This window comes from Larkinella rosea, assembly GCF_003858635.1.
GTDB lineage: Bacteria > Bacteroidota > Bacteroidia > Cytophagales > Spirosomataceae > Larkinella > Larkinella rosea.
Map to the genome: position 1 here is coordinate 921,357 of NZ_RQJO01000007.1, position 20,254 is coordinate 941,610.

The following is a 20,254-nucleotide window of genomic DNA, read 5'->3' on the forward strand; positions in this document are numbered from 1 at the left end:
AGTGAGTTCTTCACCTAACGTTTGCGGGGAAAACACACCGGTTTTTCTACCTTTGTATCTTCTGCACCCGCTGTTTAGCTATGCTCGATTTCGCAACACCCTCATCTTTCATATCGGCCGAAAAACCGGCACTCTACTGCAACTCCCTCACCGGATATTCCCGTCGAAAAACCATTACCGTTGCCATCGGCTCGGTTCCCCTGGGTTCGGATTTCCCCATTCGGGTGCAATCGATGACAACCATCGATACGATGGATACGCTCGGTTCGGTCGAACAGGCCATAAAAATGATTGAAGCGGGTTGCGAATACGTCCGGATAACCGCACCGAGCGTGAAAGAAGCGCAAAATCTGGAAAACATCCGCAAAGAATTACGCGCCCGCGGCTACACCACTCCGCTCGTTGCCGACATTCACTTTACACCCAATGCCGCCGAACTGGCCGCCCGAATCGTGGAAAAAGTTCGGATCAATCCCGGGAATTACGCCGATCGGAAACGGTTTGAAACCATCGATTACACGGACGCTTCCTATGCCGCCGAGTTGGAGCGGATTCGGGCCAAGTTTATGCCCCTGATCCGGATTTGCAAGGAATACGGTACGGCCATGCGCATTGGCACCAACCACGGATCGCTTTCCGACCGGATTTTGAGTCGCTACGGCGACACGCCCCTGGGCATGGTCGAGTCGGCACTTGAATTTCTGCGGATTTGTGAAGATGAAAAGTATCATAACATCGTCCTGTCGATGAAATCCAGTAATCCGCAGGTGATGGTCGAAGCGTACCGTTTACTGGTTCATCGGCTTGATGCTGAGGGGTTAAAACCGTATCCGCTGCATTTGGGCGTTACGGAAGCGGGCGAGGCTGAAGACGGGCGGATTAAATCGGCGGTGGGTATCGGAACCTTGCTGGAAGACGGTCTGGGCGATACTGTTCGGGTTTCGTTAACCGAGGACCCCGAATTGGAAGCGCCGGTTGCTCAGGCTCTGATCGATCGCTATACCCAGCGGGCTGGGCACGCTCCCATTCCAGAAATCAAGCACTATCCGATAGATCCCTTTCAATACGCACGTCGGAAAACCCACGAAGTAGCCAATTTCGGCGGACTCAACGTGCCGCGTGTGGTGGCCGATTATTCGAAAATACCGGTGGATGATCACGAGCAGCTCCGGCCCGTTGGTCATTTCTACCTGCCAATTCCCGACAAATGGCGGATGAACGATTTAGGAACCGACTACATATATACCGGTTCCCGGCCGGCAACGTTTATGTTGCCAAACGGGCTAAAGGAAATTTTAGATTATGATGCCTGGCAAACTGCCGGAGATCTGGTCCACAAATTCCCGCTACTCGAAACCGGACCCTATCTTATCAACCGCCAAAAAGCGGGCGGTTTGCACCCGGTTCTTAATTTTGTTTCAACCAGTTTGCGCAAAGTTTCGGACGACTTGATCAGTGCTTTACTGGAAGACCGGAACGTGGTTTTGGTTGTTCGAACGGAGAATGCACATGCGATGGCCGAACTTCGGCGGATTTACGTTGAATTAATCAACCGAAAAGTCACCTGCCCGGTTGTTAATCTTCGGAGTTTCCCGGATCGTCAGGGCGATTCGTTGCAGTTATATGCGGCTACGGATATCGGTGGGTTACTAGTGGACGGCCTGGGTGATGGCGCCTGGCTGGCGACCGATCTCTTGCCAGCTTTGACGCTCGAAGAACGGCTGGCAACCGCAAACCGCTACAATTCGACGGCATTTGGCATTTTGCAGGCCGCCCGAACCCGCATGTCGAAAACGGAGTATATTTCCTGCCCATCGTGCGGTCGAACCTTGTTCGATTTGCAGGAAACCACCGCCATGATTCGGAAACGCACCGACCACCTGAAAGGAATCAAAATTGGCATTATGGGCTGCATTGTCAACGGCCCGGGCGAAATGGCCGATGCGGATTACGGGTATGTCGGGATCGGAAAAGACAAAATTTCGTTGTACCGTGGTCAGCAAGTTATCAAACGATCCGTTACCGCAGAACACGCGGTCGACGAATTGATCGGCCTCATCAAGGAAGATGGCCGTTGGAACGAACCGGAAACTGAATGATGCATGAAGGGTATGAACAAGGAATGACTGGAATCCATTTTTGGACGGTAAACGTCATAACTCATCATTCACACCTCGTAATTTTATCTGCATATGTCTAAAATTGGTGAATATTTTAAACTAGGCGAGGTCTTCCGCTACTTTTACCGGGTTTTCCAAAAACCGGATCCAAGCCGCCCTACCAACGCCAACATCCGCATGATGCACGGAATCAACCGGATTTCAATCATCATGTTTTTGATTTGTCTCATTGTCATGATTGTCAGAGCCATCCTGCGATGAACATTGAAACGCTGCGCCAGTATTGTCTGTCCAAAAACGGAGCAACTGAATCCTTCCCGTTTGGGGAGGAAACGCTGGTTTTCAAGGTTGGCGGCAAAATGTTCGCGCTCACTTCGTTGAATGACGCCCCCCTGTCGGTCAATCTGAAATGCGATCCGGAACGGGCCGCTGAGTTGCGGGAACAGTACCAGGCCGTTCGGCCCGGTTATCACATGAACAAGGTTCACTGGAATACGGTCCTGATTGACGGAACAATTCGGGAAAGTGAATTGAAAAGGTGGATCGATCATTCTTACGAACTCATTGTTCAAAGTTTGCCTAAAGCCGTGCAGCGCGAACTCGGAAAATAGGGCTTTTCTTGCAAAAACCGGTCTTTTTCGCTAGTTTACACTGCAAATTGAGAAAATTTCAGACGTATGGAAGTTGCGCTGCTGGGATTCCTTTTCGTAGTTTATCTATTTGTCCGGTATTTCGTGATTGATCACGATACCCCGGCGGAAAAAGACCGTCTTCGTTTTGCTGAAGGGATTCAACTGGTTCAGTTTCACCGCTACGAAGAGGCTTTTGTTTATTTCAACCAGGTTGTCAAGCAATGCCCGAAATCCTCCATTGCATTTGCCTACCGCGGGAAATGTCACCTTCGAAACGGGAATCCTTACTCCGCACTTTTTGACCTGACTGTTGCTTTAAGCCTTGATAATACCATTCCGGATTCGTATCTCGACAAAGGAATTGCGCTCTTTCAATTGGGTCAGTTTGGGGAAGCTTTTAAAGAATTTGATAAAGCCGTCTGGTATTTCCGGGGTCAACAGCCTGATGCCATCCGCTGGCGTGCTTTAGCAAGAATGCAACTGGATCAATACGGACCGGCCCGGAATGACCTGATTCGTGCCATTGAACTGGGGGATGAAAATTCGGCGTATCTGTTGAAGCAGCCGCCATTTTCCAATGTCATTTTCTCCTGAAACGCTAAGCGGTTACTTCAAACGGGCCAGTTGCTCCGTGTTACGCTTCGTGTCCAGTTTAGCGGTTTTGGCCATTTCCAGCGACTTCTGGGCGGCTTTCAACCCTTCAGCATTTTTTCCGCCCCGGTGGTAAACTTCGGCCAGTTCAAAATACAAATCAGCCTGTTCGGCTGGGGTTTTAGCCTGCGGAATCGCCTTGTTCGCCCAACGTGCCACCGTTGGTGCATCGCTCGCATCCGGGCTTTTCCGATTAAACAACCGAATGACGTACAAGTATTCGGGGGTCGAAAACTGGTTCTGAGCGATGTGCTCGTCCATGCGGGAAGCGGCTTTGGTAGCTTGTCCGGCGCGGAAATAGGCGTTTACTTCCGGTAATAAAGTCCGGTTGCTGGCCACGCGCGGGTCAATTCCCACCTGCTGAAGCTGATGCCGGATGGTCAGGATTTTAGCGGCCGGATACTGATTGCCGCGACTGCTGTACAACGACGACATCAGAATATTTTCGCCCACGGTTTTCACCATTTCGGCTCCATTTGGCTTCACAAACTGGTCGAGGTGTCCCATCATGTATTGAAACATCGGGTTATCGACATCCAGAATCAGCTTTTGCAGCACCAGCCAGTTGGTCGGACTGGAATACGTACCGGGCGCCTGTTTGGAAGCATATTCGTTCATCACTTTGATGTTCGTCACGGTATCGCGCGTCACGCGGGCCAGCATGCCGTAGTCAATCAGGAAATTGGGTGAGCGTTCCCCGTCCTCATACCGTTTCTCCATTGCCGACGAGCGGATTTCCGGATTCAACGCCGTCGTTCCGTGCCGGATCACTTCCTCAGCCGAGTTGTTACTCATCGCCATGTGAATCAGATTCCCCTTTGCATCCATGTAGAGAAACAAAGGTAAAGAAGGGACAAAGAGATGGTTTTTATCCAGAAAGACGATTGTGCTTTTAGCTGAAATATCAATTTTTGTGTTAATAAAACGGGTGTTGTAGAATTTCCCAACGCTCTTTTCCGCAAACGTGGGGATGAAACTCTGGCACACGTGACAAGTTTCCGAGAAGACCTCGATGAACACCGGTTTTTTCGCTTTTTTAGCCGCATCAAAAACCGCCGGTAGCGCTTCTTTCCGAAATTGTACACCCTGCGCGGCTACCACACCCACGGTAAGCCAAACAACAATCAAGAAGGAACTAAATTGTTTCATGATGAGATTCTGGAATGGGATACGGTTTTCGGTATACGGTTTTCGCAAGGCTGCCGGAGCGGTTATCGCCTGGACTGGGGTAAACTGAAAACCGATTACCGAAAACCGTATCCCGTCATTTATGCCTGTTTCTGCTGCTCGCGGTATTCTTCTTCGACTTTTTTGCTCAATGCCCGGCACAGGTTATCGATTTCGTCGGCCATTGGCTGGTCGCCCGTAGCGGTCACAATGGTGTCGGCCAGGCTGCCCAATACTTCGATACAAAACCGCTTCATGTCGGTTACCGCCATGTCTTTGGTCCATAGATTCAGGCGAAGCGTTCCCTGATTGTAATGATCCCAAACCGAAACAACCACGGCTTTGGTGTCACTCAGCCCCTCGTTTGGGTTGTCCGTAGCGTTCCAGAAGATTTTTTCCGGGATATTGTGATCGTCTAATTCAACTGAAAAATTGATTTCTGATTTTTTCATTGTTTTCGTATCCAAACAGTCAAAATGCCGCGCGGTCGTTTTGAAGAGCCCCTGCCCCCGGCGGAATTACACAGCCTCAAAGGTAACCATTTGTGAAATGGATTTGCAACGCTCCCGGTGCGATTCAGAATCAATTTCAACCGGTTTTCCCGCTTATTGCTGCCCAAATACTTTTTTCAGCAGGTCATTGACCCGGGCTGCCGGATTTTCACGGATTTGCTTTTCCTCCTGTTCAACCAGCACGAAAATACCGTCGACGGCTTTGGTGGCCGCATAATTGGTCAGGTCAGGATTTGCTTTTTGCGTAACAATCGGCAATTTGTTGTAGGTATTGACGAGGTCGCTGTAATAGCGGGTGGCGCTGTTTTTTTTCAAGGTACTGTCGATAACCGGTGTAAATGCCGCCATCAATTCCGTGGAGGTCGTTTTCTTCAGGTACTGCGTGGCCGCGTTTTTTTCACCCCGCAAAATCCCGACTGCGTCCTGAATGGTCATTGACGTCAGGGCATTCAGGAAAATCGGTTTGGCCTTCTTTGCGGCATCTTCGGCGGAGCGGTTCAGCGACAGAATAAACTGATCGACCTGTTTTCCCATTCCGATTTTGCGCAGGGCCGATTCCACTTTTTGCGCTTCCGGCGGCATCAGAATTTTGATGAGCGAATTCTTGAAGTAACCATCTACCGCGGATGCCTGATCGGAACCTTTGCTAATTCCAATGCGCAGGGCTTCTTTTAAACCGCTGGCGATTTCATCGCTCGACGAGGTTCCGCCGGATGCAGCCTGTCCTACTTTATCGAGAATCTGTCCGAATACATTCTTCTTTTTCGGTTGGGTTGAATCCGACTGGGCCTGAACCGATCCCGCGTAAACGGCGATCATCAGACCAATAATTACTGTTTTTTTCATGTGCTAATCAGGTTGACTCTATGGATGAAACGCTGGCCGGGGGTTTATTGGCAAAAGATAAACCGTTTTTTTACGTATTTTTGGCGGGAAACCAATCGATCGATTGTTGTTTCATTGCCCGCTTTTACTTGCTAAGACAGGAAATCTGCGAAAAAGTCAAACGGCAAACCACAAAAACTTGTAGATTCCTTTTCATGAAACCCATTTTGGCCGAAGTCATAACGATTGGTGACGAAATACTGTTCGGACAAATTACCGATACCAACACCCAATGGCTCGGTGCCGAATTAACGAAAATTGGAATACGGACCGTCCGGAAATCGTCCGTTGGCGACCAGAAGGAAGCGATCCTGACCATACTGGACGAAGCAACCAAACGCGTCGATCTGGTCATCCTTACCGGCGGTTTGGGGCCTACCAAGGATGACATCACGAAAGTAACCATTTGCGAGTTTTTCAATACAACGCTCGAACGAAATCCCGAAGCGCTGGCTTTCGTGACCAAATTCTTTGAAAGCCGGGGACGCCAGATTACGGAAATCAACGCTCGACAGGCCGATTTGCCCCTGAATTGCACGTACATTCCAAACGATTGGGGCACCGCTCCCGGCATGTGGTTCAATGAAAACGGAACCATTTACATTTCGTTGCCGGGGGTGCCGTTTGAGATGAAAAACCTGATGCAACACCGGCTCATTCCGATGCTGCAGAAACATTTTGAAACTCCGGCCATCGTCCACAAAATGATTCTCACTGTCGGCATCGGTGAGTCGTTTCTGGCCGAAACCATTGCTGCCTGGGAAGATGCGCTACCCAGCCACATCAAACTGGCGTATTTGCCGAGTTTCAGTCAGGTAAGGCTTCGGCTCACCGGAACGGGAACCGACCCGATTTTGCTCAAAAAAGAACTGGATGAACAGGTTGCCGCCGTTTTACCCTTGATTCAGCCGTTTGTTTTTGGGTATGACGACGACCAGCTGGAAACCAAAATCGCAGAGTTGCTGTCCGCAAAGACCTGGATGCTGGCCACGGCCGAAAGCTGCACAGGCGGTTTTGTCGCCAGTCAGATCACGAAGTATGCCGGATCCTCCGCTTATTTTGTCGGTGGCGTGGTCAGTTACAGCAATACGGTTAAGGTCAACCAGCTAGGGGTAAAACCGGAAACACTAAGCCAGTTTGGCGCCGTGAGTGAAGAAACCGTGCGGGAAATGGCCGAGGGCGTCCGGAAAAACCTGGGGGCCAATGTGGGAATTGCGACAAGCGGTGTGGCCGGACCCGACGGCGGTACGCCCGAAAAACCGGTCGGAACAATCTGGATTGCGTGTTCGACCGAAAAGCAAACGGTTGCCCGCTTACTGAAGTTCGGACCGCATCGTGAACAGAATATTCAACTGACCAGCGTTCATGTATTAAACCTGCTCCGGCAAACGTTGCTGGACGAGCAGGAGGAATGAATCGCCCGGCGGTTTATTCCTCCTATTTCACGCAGTAGAAAAATGTAAAATCTATGGCACTTGTTGACATGGTAATGCCCAAAATGGGCGAAAGTATTATCGAATGTACGGTTATTTCCTGGCTCAAAAAGCCGGGTGATCGCATCGAAGCCGATGATTCCATTCTGGAAGTCGCTACGGATAAGGTGGATACGGAAGTTCCGGCATCGCACGGCGGTATTTTGAAAGAACTGCTGGTGCAGGACGGCGATGTAGTGGCGATCGGGAGCCCCGTAGCCCGGATTGAAGTGGAACAGGAAGAAGGCATCAGCAAAGAACCGTCGTCTACCGAAGTCATTTCGGCCGGCGAAACCGAGGAGCAGGATGTTGCCAGCGTTGCCGCCAGACTGGAATCGGAAATGTCGCAGATTTCCGTCCGAAATCCACCCATTCGGACGGATGCGGAAATTACGGTGAGCGATGCCGGGCGGTTCTATTCGCCTTTGGTGTTGAATATCGCGAAGGCCGAAGGTATATCGACGCAGGAACTGGCAACCATTCCCGGAACCGGAGCCGAAAACCGGGTCACGAAAACCGATATTCTGGCGTATCTGAAAACGCGAAAACCGGAACCGGTTTCCTCCGCGGCTCCGCAACCGAAGGCCGCTTCGCTCAACGGACAGAACGACATCATTCAGATGGACCGGATGCGGAAAATGATTGCCGAACGAATGGTGGAATCGAAGCGGATTGCGCCCCACGTTTCGTCGTTCGTCGAAACCGATATGACCGTTCTGGTTCAATGGCGCGAACGGATCAAAAAGGCTTTCCAGCAGCAATATAACGAAAACATCACGTATACACCCCTCCTGATCGAAGCCGTTGTGAAGGCCATTCGCGACTTCCCGATGATCAACATTTCGGTGGATGGCGACACGATTATCGTTAAAAAATCGATCAATATCGGCATGGCGGTGGCCCTGCCAAGCGGTAATCTGATTGTGCCGGTGATTCACAATGCCGACCAGTACAACCTCGTCGGGTTGACCCGGAAAGTAAACGATCTGAGTCGTCGCGCCCGCGAAAACAAACTCACCGCCGATGATCTGGCCAACGGGACCTATACGGTTTCCAACATTGGTACTTTTGGCAACCTGATGGGAACGCCCATCATTGTGCAGCCTCAGGTAGCAATCATGGCGTTTGGTACGATTGAGAAAAAACCGGCCGTCATTGAAACCCCGCAGGGCGATATGATCGGCGTCCGGCAGAAAATGTTTATTTCTCACAGCTATGATCACCGGGTGGTCGACGGGTCGCTGGGCGGTCAGTTTGTCAAACGGGTTTCTGATTACCTGGAAGGTTTCGACAGCGAGCGCAGCCTGGTTTGATCAAAGGCGGTGGTTCAGTTCAATCGCTCCTTTCGGCGGTTCATGGATGGAATATAACAAATGGTACAACGTGGGGCGGTTTCTGGCCGGTTTCGGAGTTAGTTTACGGTCATTATGTACATAACCATGCGAATTCTGATGAAATTAAAACTGATTATGGCCGGTGTCTTCTGCACACTCGCCGGTTTTTCCACCGTATTGGCCCAGAGTAACGCCCGGGTCGAAAAAATTCAAGGCATCGAAACCTACGTCATGTGCGAACCGTTGCGGGCCTACGAAACCGTGTTTGAAATTAGTTCAGGGGCCAAAGCGGCTTCCTTATTCACCGGTGGCGTTGTCAATGAAGGGGTTTCCGATAAAGCATCCCAGTTTGTCAGAAGAGCCAGCAAGCAGGGCAAAAATGACAACAAGGAGTTTGATGCGGTGGTCATTTCGGGATCAAAAACCGCCATTGCTGTCAAGTTTAAAGGGGATGGTGGTGAAAAGGGAATGGCCAAAGTCCGGAAAATTGACGGGTTGGCCGTTTACGTCATGAATGAACCGCTCAAAGATTACGAAACCGTGGTCGACGCGTCCGGCGGGTTGAAAGCCAAATCCTATTTCACCGGTGGGATTGTCAATAATTCCATTGAAGAAGATATCGAACAGTTTGTCCGCCGGGTAAAAAAAGAAGCCGATGAGATCAAAAAACCGATCGACGCCGTGGTGTATTCCAGCGGAAAACGGGCGATTGGTGTAAAATTCAAATGATGAAACCTCGCATAGCCATTGACATGGACGACGTGCTGGCGGATACCGTTGGCAAGTTCATTGACATTTACCGCCGTGACTTTGACACGGAAGCTTTACCCACGGTTTTTCGTGAAAAATCGTTTCACGAACTGCTGGAGAAAGACGTTTATAAAAAATTAGCGGACTACGTACACGAACCCAGCTTTTTTACCGACATCGCCGTCATGCCGGGAGCCCAGGAAGTGACCCGTGAACTGTCGGAAAAATACGATCTTTTCGTCACCTCGGCAGCCATGGAATTCCGTAATTCGCTGTCGGAAAAATACGACTGGCTGGACGAGCATTTCCCGCATATTCACTGGAAAAACCGGGTATTTTGTGGGGATAAAAGCATCATCCGGGCCGATGTGATGATCGACGACATGCCTTATAATCTGGTGAGCTTTCAGGGAAAAGGTTTGTTGTTTGATGCGCCACATAACCGCGAAAACTCGCTCTTCCAGCGGGTGCATTCGTGGGAGGATGTGGCAAAGGCTTTGCTGTAAACAGGCGTTTTGCGCAGCTTTGACAAGCCAACGGTTTTGATTATACCCGCTTCAGAAATGCGAAAACCGTATTCCTGAATCGGGTATACCCTACCCAAAAGCATTCTTCGTGATTCAGAAGCCGTGGATGCCGCAACTTGCGGTTTTCCGGTCGTCCGAAAACGCCTATACCGTTTGGGAAAACAGTTTCTGAATCGGTTGCGCCTGATTGAGCCGACGATCGAACGCCATGCAGATGTTGCGCAGAAAGGGCCGGCCTTTTTCCGTAACGATCAAACCGCTTTCATGATACGTAATAAGACCGTCGGCGTAAAACGCTTCCAGTTTCGGTTTTAGTTGGCTCCACTCTTCCGTCGACCAGTCTTGGGGGTTCCAGCCGGTCTTGAAACGGCACATGATGTTCTGGATTTGGTGGCGGACCCACCCATCCGTTTCGGTGAGACCGTGTCCCCGCATCAGGGGTAATTCACCCGCCAAAACACGATTGATATACGCGTCGATCTCCTTTTCATTCTGGGCAAAGGCCGTTCCGGCGTCGCCAATGGCCGAAACGCCCAACCCGATCAGACATCGGGTTGAGGTTGTGGTGTAGCCCATAAAATTCCGATGCAGGGCTCCGTTTTGACGGGCCTGGTAGAGCGCGTCGTGGGGTAATGCAAAGTGATCCATACCAATTTCGCTGTACCCGCCCATTTCCAGCAATTCACGGCCGATTTCGTATAACGCCCGTTTCTCGGTGCCGGAAGGAAGATCCTCATCCTGGAATCCCCGCTGACCGTTACCCTTGATCCAGGGAACGTGCGCGTAGGAATAAAACGAGATGCGATCGGGACGAAGCCGCCGGGTTTCCAGCACAGTTTGCCGAATGGAATCCGGTTTTTGAAAGGGTAACCCATAAATCAGGTCGTGGCTGATCGACGTATACCCGATTTCCCGCGCCCATTCGGTCACCCGCTGCACATTTTCAACTGGCTGCATGCGGTGAATGGCGCGTTGAACAGTGGGATCATAATCCTGAACGCCAAAACTGACACGCCGAAATCCAGAATCATACAGCACGTTTAAATGTTCCCGACTGGTATTATTGGGGTGTCCTTCCCAGCCGTATTCAAAACCGCCGGACGCCCGATCGGCCGAACTAAAAAGTCCGTCGAGGAGCCGTTTCAGATTCTCCGCTGAAAAAAAGCTCGGTGTTCCTCCGCCCAGATGCAACTCCGCAATCTGCGGCTTCTCGGGCAACCGATCGCAATACAGATTCCACTCGGCTAAAACCGCTTTGATGTACCGTTCTTCCACAGCGTGGTTTCTGGTAATCCGCTTGTTACAGCCGCAAAACGTACAGAGGCTTTCGCAGTACGGCAAATGAATGTACAAACTGATTCCCTGGCGACGGTTGGTTGCCAAAAAACCGGCCAGCAACCGATCCAGCCAGATGGACTCGCTGAACGATGCAGCCTCCCAGAAAGGTACCGTTGGATAGGAGGTGTAGCGCGGGCCGGGAACGTTGTATTTGCGGATCAGGTCAGTGTCCATCGGGTTTCTTTTTTGCAAAAATGATCCCACCGACAGTGGATTATTCTAATGACAATCAGACTCGAAGCTGATTGTTATCATGTCTGTTGCAGGGCAGAAAGTCAATTTTTGTAAAAAGATAAGGCATAATGAGTCCAGTCCTTGCTACCCAACAGACGTGCTATCATTGCGGTACAACTTGTAATAAAACGATCCTTCTCGACGATAAACCGTTCTGCTGCGAAGGCTGCCAGGCGGTTTATCAGATTCTGAATGATAATCAGTTGTGTCAGTATTACAACCTAACTGCCGCGCCGGGTCAGTCGCCCAAAATCTCACGGTTCAGTTTTCTGGATCATCCCGACATCGTTGCCCAGCTGATTGATTTTTCGGATGGCAACCAGTCGAACGTTACATTTTACGTTCCCACGATTCATTGCAGTTCGTGTCTGTATTTGCTGGAACACCTGTACCGGCTGCATCCGGGCGTTCGTCGGTCGCGGGTGGATTTCCTCAAAAAACACGTTCACGTAACGTTTCAGCCCGCCGATTTGTCGCTCCGCCAGTTGGCCGAGTTGCTGACTTCATTGGGTTACGAACCGCTGATCAGCCTGAACGACGTGGTGCAGGAGCAGCAAAAACCGTCGTATAAACCGCGATTGTATAAACTGGCCGTTGCTGGTTTTTGTGCCGGAAACATCATGCTGTTCAGCTTCCCGGAATACCTCGGTCTGGATGATCCGGCGTTTCGGCGTTTGTTTGGCTACCTCAACTGGCTGTTGGCAACACCGGTCGTCTTTTACTCCGGGTGGGAGTATTTCGAATCGGTCTGGTCGGCGTTGCGCCGAAAAATGATTAACATCGATTTGCCCATCCTGACGGGAATCCTGACCGCCTACGGGCGGGGCATTTACGAGGTGCTGACGCAAACCGGCGCCGGTTATTTTGATTCGGTTTCCGGGCTGATTTTCTTTTTGCTTATCGGCAAATGGTTTCAAAAACACACCTACGATTTTCTGTCGTTCGAACGCGATTACAAATCCTATTTTCCACTGGCGGTGACGGTTTTGAAGCCGGATGGTGAACAGGCGGTTCCGGTGGCCCAGGTAAAAAAAGGCGATCACCTCCGTATCCGGAATGGTGAGCTGATTCCTGCCGATGGCATTCTGTATCATGGACAGGCCACCATAGATTACAGCTTTGTTACCGGAGAATCTGAACCGGAATACAAACATGTGGGATCGCTGCTCTATGCCGGAGGCAAGCAGATCGGCGAAACCATTGAACTGGAGGTTGTCCGGGAAGTTTCGCAGAGTTACCTGACCCAGCTCTGGAACAACGACACGTTCCGCAAAGGTGCTCCCAGCCGGATTCGCACCTTTGCCGATCTGGTCGGCAACTACTTCACCATCTGTGTACTTACTCTGGCTTTTCTGGTCGGAACGTACTGGTATTTGAACGATGCTTCACGGGCGGTAAACGCCTTCACGGCCATTCTGATCATTGCCTGCCCCTGTGTTTTGTCGCTATCCTACCCATTCGCGCTGGGCAACGGCATGCGGATGTTGGGAAAACTGAGGCTTTATCTGAAAAACGGCGATGTTATGGAAAAACTCGCGGCCTGTGATACCATCGTTTTCGATAAAACCGGCACGCTAACCGTTAGCAAAACCGCTCCCGACAAGGATGAAAATTCAGTTTGCGAGCATTTCAAGAAACCGCTCACTGACCAGGAACGGTCGATGATCGCTTCGCTGGCGAATCATTCAGCCCATCCGCTCAGTCGGCGATTATTGACCCATTTAACTGACTTTCAGCTATTTTCAGTTAATAATTTTATAGAAATACCGGGTCAGGGGGTCGAGGGTGTGATCGATGGGCAGGCTCAGATCCGGATAGGCTCCCGTTCTTTTGTTGGTTCGGATGCTTTGGCTAACCGGGAGTCAGAGGATTCGGTGGTGCACGTCTGCATCAATCACCAGTACCGGGGATGGTTTCAGTTTTCGACTCAATACCGCGCAGGCATTGAAAATATGCTGGCGGCTTTGCGCCCGGATTATGATTTACAGTTGCTTTCGGGTGACAATGATGCGGCCCGCACCGAATTGCAACGCTGGTTTCCGGCCCCAAATCAGATGGTTTTTAACTGCCATCCCCAGCAAAAACTGGACGTAATCCGGGCGCTGCAATCTGCTGGTCGAACGGTGCTGATGATAGGCGATGGCCTGAATGATGCCGGAGCCTTACGCCAAGCCGATGCAGGCATTGCTGTTACCGACGACACCATTCAGTTTACGCCCGCCAGCGATGGGATTTTAGCCGCCGACAGTCTGCGCAATCTGGCTGGTTTTTTAACCTATTGCCGGTTTGGCATGCGTCTGATTCGCTTTAGCTTTTGTATTTCCCTGATTTACAATTGCATCGGGTTATCTTATGCGGTAACGGGAAACTTATCACCGGTTGTGGCAGCCATTTTGATGCCGTTGAGTTCAGCAACGATGGTGTTGATTGCGACGCTGGGAATGCGGTGGCGGGGAGCGGTTTTGATGAAGGAGGCAAACTAATTGAGCAGAGGTTGGGATAAAAAAGGGGCTAAAACGCCCCTTTTTCGTTTACATGTACTCCAAATCCCGCCCTCGGCGTAACTTCAGAACTTTCAATTTGTTCAGGAGGAGAATCAGCGGATAAGCCGGATCGAACTCGTGCCACCGAAAACCGCCGAAATTGGCCCGACCACCGAATTTATGGTGATTGTTGTGGTAAGCCTCCCCCATCATCAGAAAATCAAAAGGTAACAGATTTTTGGCCGTATCATTCACTTCGAAATTCGTGTATCCGTAGCGGTGCGAATACCAGTTGATGATGGCGCCGTGAATCGGTCCCATCAGGAAATGAAAAGGTAACAGCAGAAACATCCACCAGGCCGTCGCAAAATGGATGTAGAACAAGACATAAGCCGTTCCCCAGGCAATCCGAACGGGCCATAGGTCACCGAACCATTCCATCCAGGCCCAGTTTGGAACGCCTTTTTTAAACTTTTCCGGAATCGTGTCACGGTGATGAACAATGTTGTTATAAAACGATTTCGTCTTCCACATCATGTCGAAAAGTCCGTTCGAAAAGTCCGGCGAGTGCGGATCGTTTTCCGTATCGGCGTAGGCGTGGTGAAGCCGGTGCATGATTCCGTAGGCGCGGGGACTCAGAAAAGACGACCCCTGAGAGAGGAAGGTGAGTACATAAAAAAACTTTTCCCAGCCTTTGCTCATGGTAAACATCTGGTGAGCGGCATAGCGGTGGAGAAAAAAGGTCTGCATCAGCACCGACAGGTACCAATGGGCTACAAAAAACAGGAGAATGGGCATACAAAAAAGGCGAGCGTTGGCAGGCTCTCCATAACGGTTAGAAAATGAGAAGAAGGTCCCGAAAACCGGATAACCTTAACCGCAAAGGTGATTGACCCCCGATGGCTTTGCCATGAGTCCCGTCATTTTTCCACCTGACAGAGATCAGTGCTCTATCCGCCCAGGTGTTATAAAAACAACAAACCGGTACCGGAACATCACTGCTCCGGCACCGGTTTGGGCTTCTTACGAGATCGATTTTATTGCATGTGTCTGGCAGGAACCACATTCGTTCCGGTTCGAACGGGCAAATCTTCCAGTTGAGCGTAACTCAATTTCCAGGTATTATCGGCTCCTTTTTTCCAGAGCAGCATAAAATTTCCTTCGCCGATGCCCTTGGGTTCATCCGAATTGGCGGGCAATACCTCCACCGCAAATGTCCCGGCTTCGTAGGCGGTCTGGTTGTCCGATCCCGAACTCATTGCGTAAATTTTCAGGTCATCCAGAGTCGGAAGCGTGGCGCGGACCCATTTGTTCGAAACCTCCGATTTCCCCTGCCAGTGGCTGCTTCCCTGCACAAACTGTACATCGTCGGCCAGAAATCCAATGATTTTATCGGCCTCTTTCGTATTCCAGGCACTGATAAACTGCTTATTCAGTTCCTGAATCGTGACGGTTTCCTGCGTTGCCGTTGAACAGGCCGTACCCAGCACCATCAGCAACAACATATACATAACAGATTTCATGATTTTATCTTTTTTGTGTGAAATGGGATAAACGCTGGCCTTATTACCAGCTTTTTTGCCGGTATTCGGTCAAGCCGTAGGGCGAATCCGAAAGACCGTAGAACGGATTTGGTAAATAACCCTGATTCAGGATGTACAAAGCCGGATTGCTTTCGGCTTCCGTAGGCTGTGCGGTTGCAACCGCTGTGAATGCCGGCGTGGGCGTGGGCGATTTAACGGGTCGCGTCACCGAGACTGAGCGCTTCGTGATGGAAGGGGCCGCATTCGTATTGGCGGCTAAAACCGGTTTTCCCGCCGTCTGGCGCCCGGCTTCTTCCCAGGCCGCTTTTTTGCGTTTGTTGTCGATGTGCTTGCCAATCGCATAGCCCCCAACTCCGCCGACCACTCCGCCGATGACCCCACCCACAACCCGGTTTCGTTTGTTGATGATGGCCCCGGCTGTTGCTCCAACCCCAACGCCAATGGCGGTTCCTTTCGCCTGCGGGCTCCAGCGTTTCAAAAGCTGTGCCTGAACCGATTGTGCCACCAGCAACACCGCCAGCAGCATGGGAATATATTTTTTGTGCGTCGTTTTCATGGCTTCTCTTTTTCATTGGTGAATGCCCTATTGACAGCCTGATGAATCCAAAGTTTAAAAACCGGTAACTTCTATCGCGGAAAAATGGCGGAAAAACTGGTTTTAGGATGGTGCAGCTGTCGATGAAATAGCCTGGTTAATCGATTCATCATCGCAATTCGTCGATCTTTCCTTTAGCTAAAAAAATCTTCAAAAAATTCTGAATTTTTCTGACACCCAACCCGTCGAAAGCACCCAGTAAGCCTGATCAATCGGTGGGTTCAGGCTGCTTACAGCGGCCAAAAACCGGGCAGGTGTTTGCCGACGGAAGAAAATCTCAGGAATGATCCAGCCGGAATAGTCACGTTTTGCTGCTTTTCCACTGTAAAAAACCGGTTGGACCTCAGAAAGAAGTCTTCCGAAAACCTCCGTTGCCCACTACAAAAGCCGTTCTTTGACCTGACTGACTCTAATCACCTCCACAGTTGATCAGGCTCATACCTCCTCCGTAACCAATCGGCCAATTTTGGGGCTGTAATAGTTACCAAAACCGTCATGCAAGTCATTTTTTTCATGGTCGGCATCAGTCTGACACTGGCTCTGGGGTTTCTGGGAGCATTTTTCTGGTCAATGCGAAACGGACAGAATGATGACCTCTACACGCCATCCATGCGCCTGTTACTGGATGACGATCAGACCCCTTCCGAATCTCCCGCACGTAACCAATCGTCTTTATGAATGTATTAATTGAACCCAGTTCGTCCGGATTACCCACTCAACCCGATTCATTTCGCCGGGTTCCGAACCCACCAGCGCCGGTTGTGGAACGTTTTGCTTACGACAATGCCATTGTTCGCAATTTCGCCATCGCCACCATCATCTGGGGAGTTATCGGCATGCTGGTGGGTGTTCTCGTAGCTTCTCAGCTCTTTGCTCCGGCGGCCAACCTCGGCAATCAGTACACCACGTTCGGACGGATTCGGCCCCTGCATACGAATGCGGTTATTTTTGCGTTCGTCGGTAATGCCATATTTATGGGGGTTTATTACTCGCTGCAACGGCTCTGTAAAGCCCGGATGTTCAGCGATTTTTTGAGTAAACTCCATTTCTGGGGCTGGCAGGCCGTCATTCTGTCGGCGGTTTTAACCTTGCCACTGGGCATCACCACCTCGCACGAATACGCCGAACTCGAATGGCCGATCGACATTGCCATCACGCTGGTGTGGGTAGTTTTCGGGATCAACATGTTTGGTACAATCATCAAACGCCGGGAACGCCACCTTTACGTCGCCATCTGGTTTTACATTGCAACGTTCGTGACGGTAGCGGTTTTGCACATCATCAATTCGTTCGAAATGCCGGTTAGCCTGTTCAAAAGCTATTATCTCTACGCCGGAGTTCAGGATGCGCTGGTGCAGTGGTGGTACGGTCACAATGCCGTGGCTTTCTTCCTGACAACACCCTATTTAGGCATGATGTACTATTTTCTGCCGAAAATGGCCAACCGACCGGTTTATTCGTACCGACTGTCCATTCTCCACTTCTGGGCGTTGATCTTTATATACATTTGGGCAGGACCACACCACTTGTTGTATACGTCTCTGCCCGATTGGGCACAATCGCTGGGCGTCGTGTTTTCGGTTATGCTGATCGCGCCTTCCTGGGGTGGTATGATCAACGGCCTGCTGACGTTGCGCGGAGCCTGGGACAAAGTTCGGGAAGATACCATCCTAAAATTTATGGTTGTCGGTCTGACTTCGTACGGAATGGCGACTTTTGAAGGACCGATGTTATCGCTCAAAAACGTCAATGCCATTGCACACTTTACGGACTGGATCGTGGCCCACGTCCACGTTGGGGCCCTCGGCTGGAACGGTTTCCTGACATTTGCGATCCTGTACTGGCTGCTGCCCCGGCTGTATCACACGCCACTGTATTCTAAAAAACTGCTGAATATCCACTTCTGGATCGGCACTCTCGGTATCCTGTTTTACGCGGTTCCGATGTATATCTCCGGTTTCCTGCAGGGGATGATGTGGAAAGAATTTACTCCCGAAGGAACGCTGAAGTACCCCGGTTTTCTGGAAACAACACTCCAGATTCTACCCATGCACATGATGCGGGCCCTGGGCGGAGCCTTGTACCTGATTGGTGCCGTTCTGATGGCTTATAACCTGTTTAAAACGATGGCGGCCGGTTCGCTCGTCGCCAACGAAGCCGCCGAAGCTCCGGCTTTGGAGAACGTTTACGTGGCAACGGGCACCGATACGTACTGGCACCGCTGGTTTGAACGTAAGCCCATTCCGCTCCTCATCGGATCGCTGGTCATGATTCTGGTGGGGTCATTGATCGAATTGGTTCCGACATTTATGGTGGAATCGAACGTGCCAACCATCGCTTCCGTCCAGCCCTACACGGCCCTGGAAGTTCAGGGACGCGACATTTACATCAAGGAAGGTTGCGTCAATTGCCACACGCAGATGGTTCGGCCCTTCCGCAGTGAAACCGAGCGGTATGGCGAATACTCCAAAGCGGGCGAGTTTGTGTACGATCACCCGTTTCTGTGGGGCTCCAAGCGGACCGGACCGGATCTGCACCGGGAAGGCGGCAAATACCCCGATTCCTGGCATTTTCACCACATGCGCGAACCGGTGTCGATGTCGCCTGGCTCCATCATGCCGCCCTATCCGTGGTTGCTGGAACAGAAGCTGGATCTGTCCAACACATCGGCAAAGCTGAACGCGCTGAAAGCCGTTGGGGTTCCGTACGATAACCTCCAGATTGCCAACGCAGAAGCAAATGCCCAAGCGCAGGCGACCGAAGTAAGTCGGCGGCTGGCCAAAGAAGGAATCAAGATACAGTCTGACCGCGAAATCGTCGCCCTGATCGCGTACCTCCAGCGGCTGGGAACGGATATTAAGAAACTGGAATGAGGATGATGATTGACCATTGACCGTCGTCATAGATCAACAGTCTACCGACAATTGTTAATGGCCAATCGTCGATATCAATCGTCATCCTTCAATCAAAAATCCCCCATCATTCACAAAACAATGTTCAAGCAATTCATCGATAAAATCCCGGGTGCGGATATCTATATGGTGACGTCATTCCTCACTTTTCTGGCCTTTTTCGTGCTGGTTGGGCTCTACCTGCTGATCATGGATAAAAAACATATTCAGTACCTCAGTAAAATGCCGCTCGACGACCAACCTTCTTAACCCCCTATTTATGAATCTGTTACTAATTCTGGCCGGAATCGAACCAGATACCCGCTGGTTCAAAATTGACTCGGTAGACGACCTGATGCTGGCCATCCTATTCTCGTTCCTACTCGTAGGTGCCTGCTCGTTGCTAGTCGTTGCGGTTCATCTCTACATGACACTCAAGCAGTTAACGGAATCCAGCCCGATTGCCAAACCCATTGAAAAACCGCTCACGTTCTGGCAGCGGTTTACGGGTCTGGCACCCTTGAAAATGGAACGCGAACTCGTCATGGAACACGAATACGATGGGATCGAAGAACTGGATAATCCAACACCGCCCTGGTTCATGACCTTGTTTTACGGTACCATCGGTATTGGGGTGATCTACCTGCTGATCTACCACGTATTCAGTGACGGCAACATTATGGTTCGGGAATACACCCAGGACATGGCCATCGCCGAAAAAGAACGCGCAGCTTACATTGCCAAAGTAGCCGGTTCGATCAACGAAAATACCGTAACGCTACTGAAAACCCCCGATGCCATTGCCGCGGGCAAGGCGGTTTTTACTCAGTTCTGCGTAGCCTGTCACGGGCAGAATGCCGAGGGAGTCATCGGACCCAACCTGACCGACGCGTACTGGTTACACGGGGGCTCGGTTAAGGCGGTTTTTCAAACCATTACGGATGGTGTTCCCGAAAAAGGAATGGTGCCCTGGAAAAAACAGCTGAATCCGCTCCAGATCCAGCAGATTGCCAGCTACATCCTGTCTTTACAGGGGTCCAATCCGACCAATGCCAAAGAACCGCAGGGTGAAAAAGTGGCTTTAAATGATTAATAACGGTTTCGCGGAGACAAGCAGAG

Annotated in this window: 20 protein-coding genes; 13 read left to right on the top strand and 7 right to left on the bottom strand. The window is 50.8% G+C overall.

Annotated elements, in window-relative coordinates; genetic code table 11:
- Window positions 1-80: 80 nt before the first annotated feature.
- The 4 genes from ispG (at window position 81) to EHT25_RS04105 (ending at window position 3,346) form a co-directional block, all read left to right on the top strand.
- Entirely contained in the window at window positions 81-2,099 is a 2,019-nt protein-coding gene (ispG, locus tag EHT25_RS04090; RefSeq protein WP_124871032.1) for a (E)-4-hydroxy-3-methylbut-2-enyl-diphosphate synthase, read from the top strand.
- Window positions 2,100-2,192: 93 nt separating this feature from the next.
- Window positions 2,193-2,381: a DUF6728 family protein gene (locus EHT25_RS32910; protein WP_221622238.1), complete on the top strand. Its 189-nt coding sequence runs from the start codon at window positions 2,193-2,195 to the stop codon at window positions 2,379-2,381.
- Window positions 2,378-2,731, top strand: coding sequence for an MmcQ/YjbR family DNA-binding protein (locus EHT25_RS04100; protein ID WP_124871038.1), 354 nt, complete (start codon window positions 2,378-2,380; stop codon window positions 2,729-2,731). Before EHT25_RS32910 ends, EHT25_RS04100 begins: the two co-directional genes overlap by 4 nt.
- A gap of 66 nt (window positions 2,732-2,797) precedes the next feature.
- Entirely contained in the window at window positions 2,798-3,346 is a 549-nt protein-coding gene (locus EHT25_RS04105; RefSeq protein ID WP_124871041.1) for a tetratricopeptide repeat protein, read from the top strand.
- A 12-nt stretch (window positions 3,347-3,358) separates the two neighbouring features.
- On the opposite strand, the gene EHT25_RS04110 is transcribed toward EHT25_RS04105, so the two are convergent.
- From EHT25_RS04110 to EHT25_RS04120, 3 genes are all read right to left on the bottom strand, one after another.
- Window positions 3,359-4,552 (bottom strand): TlpA family protein disulfide reductase, encoded by a 1,194-nt coding sequence (locus EHT25_RS04110; RefSeq protein WP_124871044.1) that lies wholly within the window; start codon window positions 4,550-4,552, stop codon window positions 3,359-3,361.
- 119 nt (window positions 4,553-4,671) lie between these two features.
- Window positions 4,672-5,022, bottom strand: a complete 351-nt coding sequence (gene gldC, locus EHT25_RS04115) for a gliding motility protein GldC (protein ID WP_124871047.1) — start codon at window positions 5,020-5,022, stop codon at window positions 4,672-4,674.
- A gap of 153 nt (window positions 5,023-5,175) precedes the next feature.
- Window positions 5,176-5,928, bottom strand: coding sequence for a DUF4197 domain-containing protein (locus EHT25_RS04120; protein WP_124871049.1), 753 nt, complete (start codon window positions 5,926-5,928; stop codon window positions 5,176-5,178).
- Window positions 5,929-6,122: 194 nt separating this feature from the next.
- Here EHT25_RS04120 and EHT25_RS04125 point away from each other — a divergent pair, with 194 nt between their 5' ends.
- From EHT25_RS04125 to EHT25_RS04140, 4 genes are all read left to right on the top strand, one after another.
- Complete coding sequence (locus EHT25_RS04125; RefSeq protein WP_124871052.1) at window positions 6,123-7,382, top strand: competence/damage-inducible protein A; 1,260 nt, start codon at window positions 6,123-6,125, stop codon at window positions 7,380-7,382.
- A gap of 53 nt (window positions 7,383-7,435) precedes the next feature.
- Window positions 7,436-8,752, top strand: coding sequence for a dihydrolipoamide acetyltransferase family protein (locus EHT25_RS04130; RefSeq protein ID WP_124871055.1), 1,317 nt, complete (start codon window positions 7,436-7,438; stop codon window positions 8,750-8,752).
- A 138-nt stretch (window positions 8,753-8,890) separates the two neighbouring features.
- A complete protein-coding gene (locus tag EHT25_RS04135; protein ID WP_124871058.1) occupies window positions 8,891-9,502 on the top strand; it encodes a hypothetical protein in 612 nt (203 codons plus the stop codon).
- On the top strand, window positions 9,499-10,029 hold the full coding sequence (locus EHT25_RS04140) for a 5' nucleotidase, NT5C type (RefSeq protein WP_310588723.1): 531 nt from the start codon (window positions 9,499-9,501) through the stop codon (window positions 10,027-10,029). The genes EHT25_RS04135 and EHT25_RS04140 overlap by 4 nt, the downstream gene beginning before the upstream one ends.
- Before the next feature lie 165 nt (window positions 10,030-10,194).
- Here the strand turns inward: EHT25_RS04140 and hemN are convergent, their stop codons facing one another.
- On the bottom strand, window positions 10,195-11,562 hold the full coding sequence (gene hemN / locus EHT25_RS04145; RefSeq protein ID WP_124871061.1) for an oxygen-independent coproporphyrinogen III oxidase: 1,368 nt from the start codon (window positions 11,560-11,562) through the stop codon (window positions 10,195-10,197).
- Window positions 11,563-11,690: 128 nt separating this feature from the next.
- On the opposite strand from hemN, the gene EHT25_RS04150 reads away from it, so the two are divergent.
- On the top strand, window positions 11,691-14,105 hold the full coding sequence (locus EHT25_RS04150) for a heavy metal translocating P-type ATPase (protein ID WP_124871064.1): 2,415 nt from the start codon (window positions 11,691-11,693) through the stop codon (window positions 14,103-14,105).
- A gap of 48 nt (window positions 14,106-14,153) precedes the next feature.
- Here the strand turns inward: EHT25_RS04150 and EHT25_RS04155 are convergent, their stop codons facing one another.
- From EHT25_RS04155 to EHT25_RS04165, 3 genes are all read right to left on the bottom strand, one after another.
- Window positions 14,154-14,903: a fatty acid desaturase gene (locus EHT25_RS04155; protein WP_124871067.1), complete on the bottom strand. Its 750-nt coding sequence runs from the start codon at window positions 14,901-14,903 to the stop codon at window positions 14,154-14,156.
- 239 nt (window positions 14,904-15,142) lie between these two features.
- Window positions 15,143-15,628 (bottom strand): YybH family protein, encoded by a 486-nt coding sequence (locus tag EHT25_RS04160; protein WP_124871070.1) that lies wholly within the window; start codon window positions 15,626-15,628, stop codon window positions 15,143-15,145.
- Window positions 15,629-15,671: 43 nt separating this feature from the next.
- Window positions 15,672-16,205, bottom strand: coding sequence for a YMGG-like glycine zipper-containing protein (locus EHT25_RS04165; RefSeq protein ID WP_124871073.1), 534 nt, complete (start codon window positions 16,203-16,205; stop codon window positions 15,672-15,674).
- 534 nt (window positions 16,206-16,739) lie between these two features.
- On the opposite strand from EHT25_RS04165, the gene ccoS reads away from it, so the two are divergent.
- From ccoS to EHT25_RS04180, 4 genes are all read left to right on the top strand, one after another.
- Window positions 16,740-16,922 carry a cbb3-type cytochrome oxidase assembly protein CcoS gene (ccoS, locus tag EHT25_RS04170; RefSeq protein ID WP_124871076.1) on the top strand — a complete coding sequence of 61 codons (183 nt, stop codon included), beginning with the start codon at window positions 16,740-16,742 and terminating at the stop codon, window positions 16,920-16,922.
- On the top strand, window positions 16,919-19,117 hold the full coding sequence (gene ccoN, locus EHT25_RS04175) for a cytochrome-c oxidase, cbb3-type subunit I (RefSeq protein ID WP_124871079.1): 2,199 nt from the start codon (window positions 16,919-16,921) through the stop codon (window positions 19,115-19,117). Before ccoS ends, ccoN begins: the two co-directional genes overlap by 4 nt.
- A 120-nt stretch (window positions 19,118-19,237) precedes the next feature.
- Complete coding sequence (locus tag EHT25_RS32580; protein ID WP_185731277.1) at window positions 19,238-19,405, top strand: hypothetical protein; 168 nt, start codon at window positions 19,238-19,240, stop codon at window positions 19,403-19,405.
- 10 nt (window positions 19,406-19,415) lie between these two features.
- A complete protein-coding gene (locus EHT25_RS04180; protein ID WP_124871082.1) occupies window positions 19,416-20,228 on the top strand; it encodes a cbb3-type cytochrome c oxidase N-terminal domain-containing protein in 813 nt (270 codons plus the stop codon).
- The last annotated feature ends 26 nt before the right edge of the window (window positions 20,229-20,254 follow it).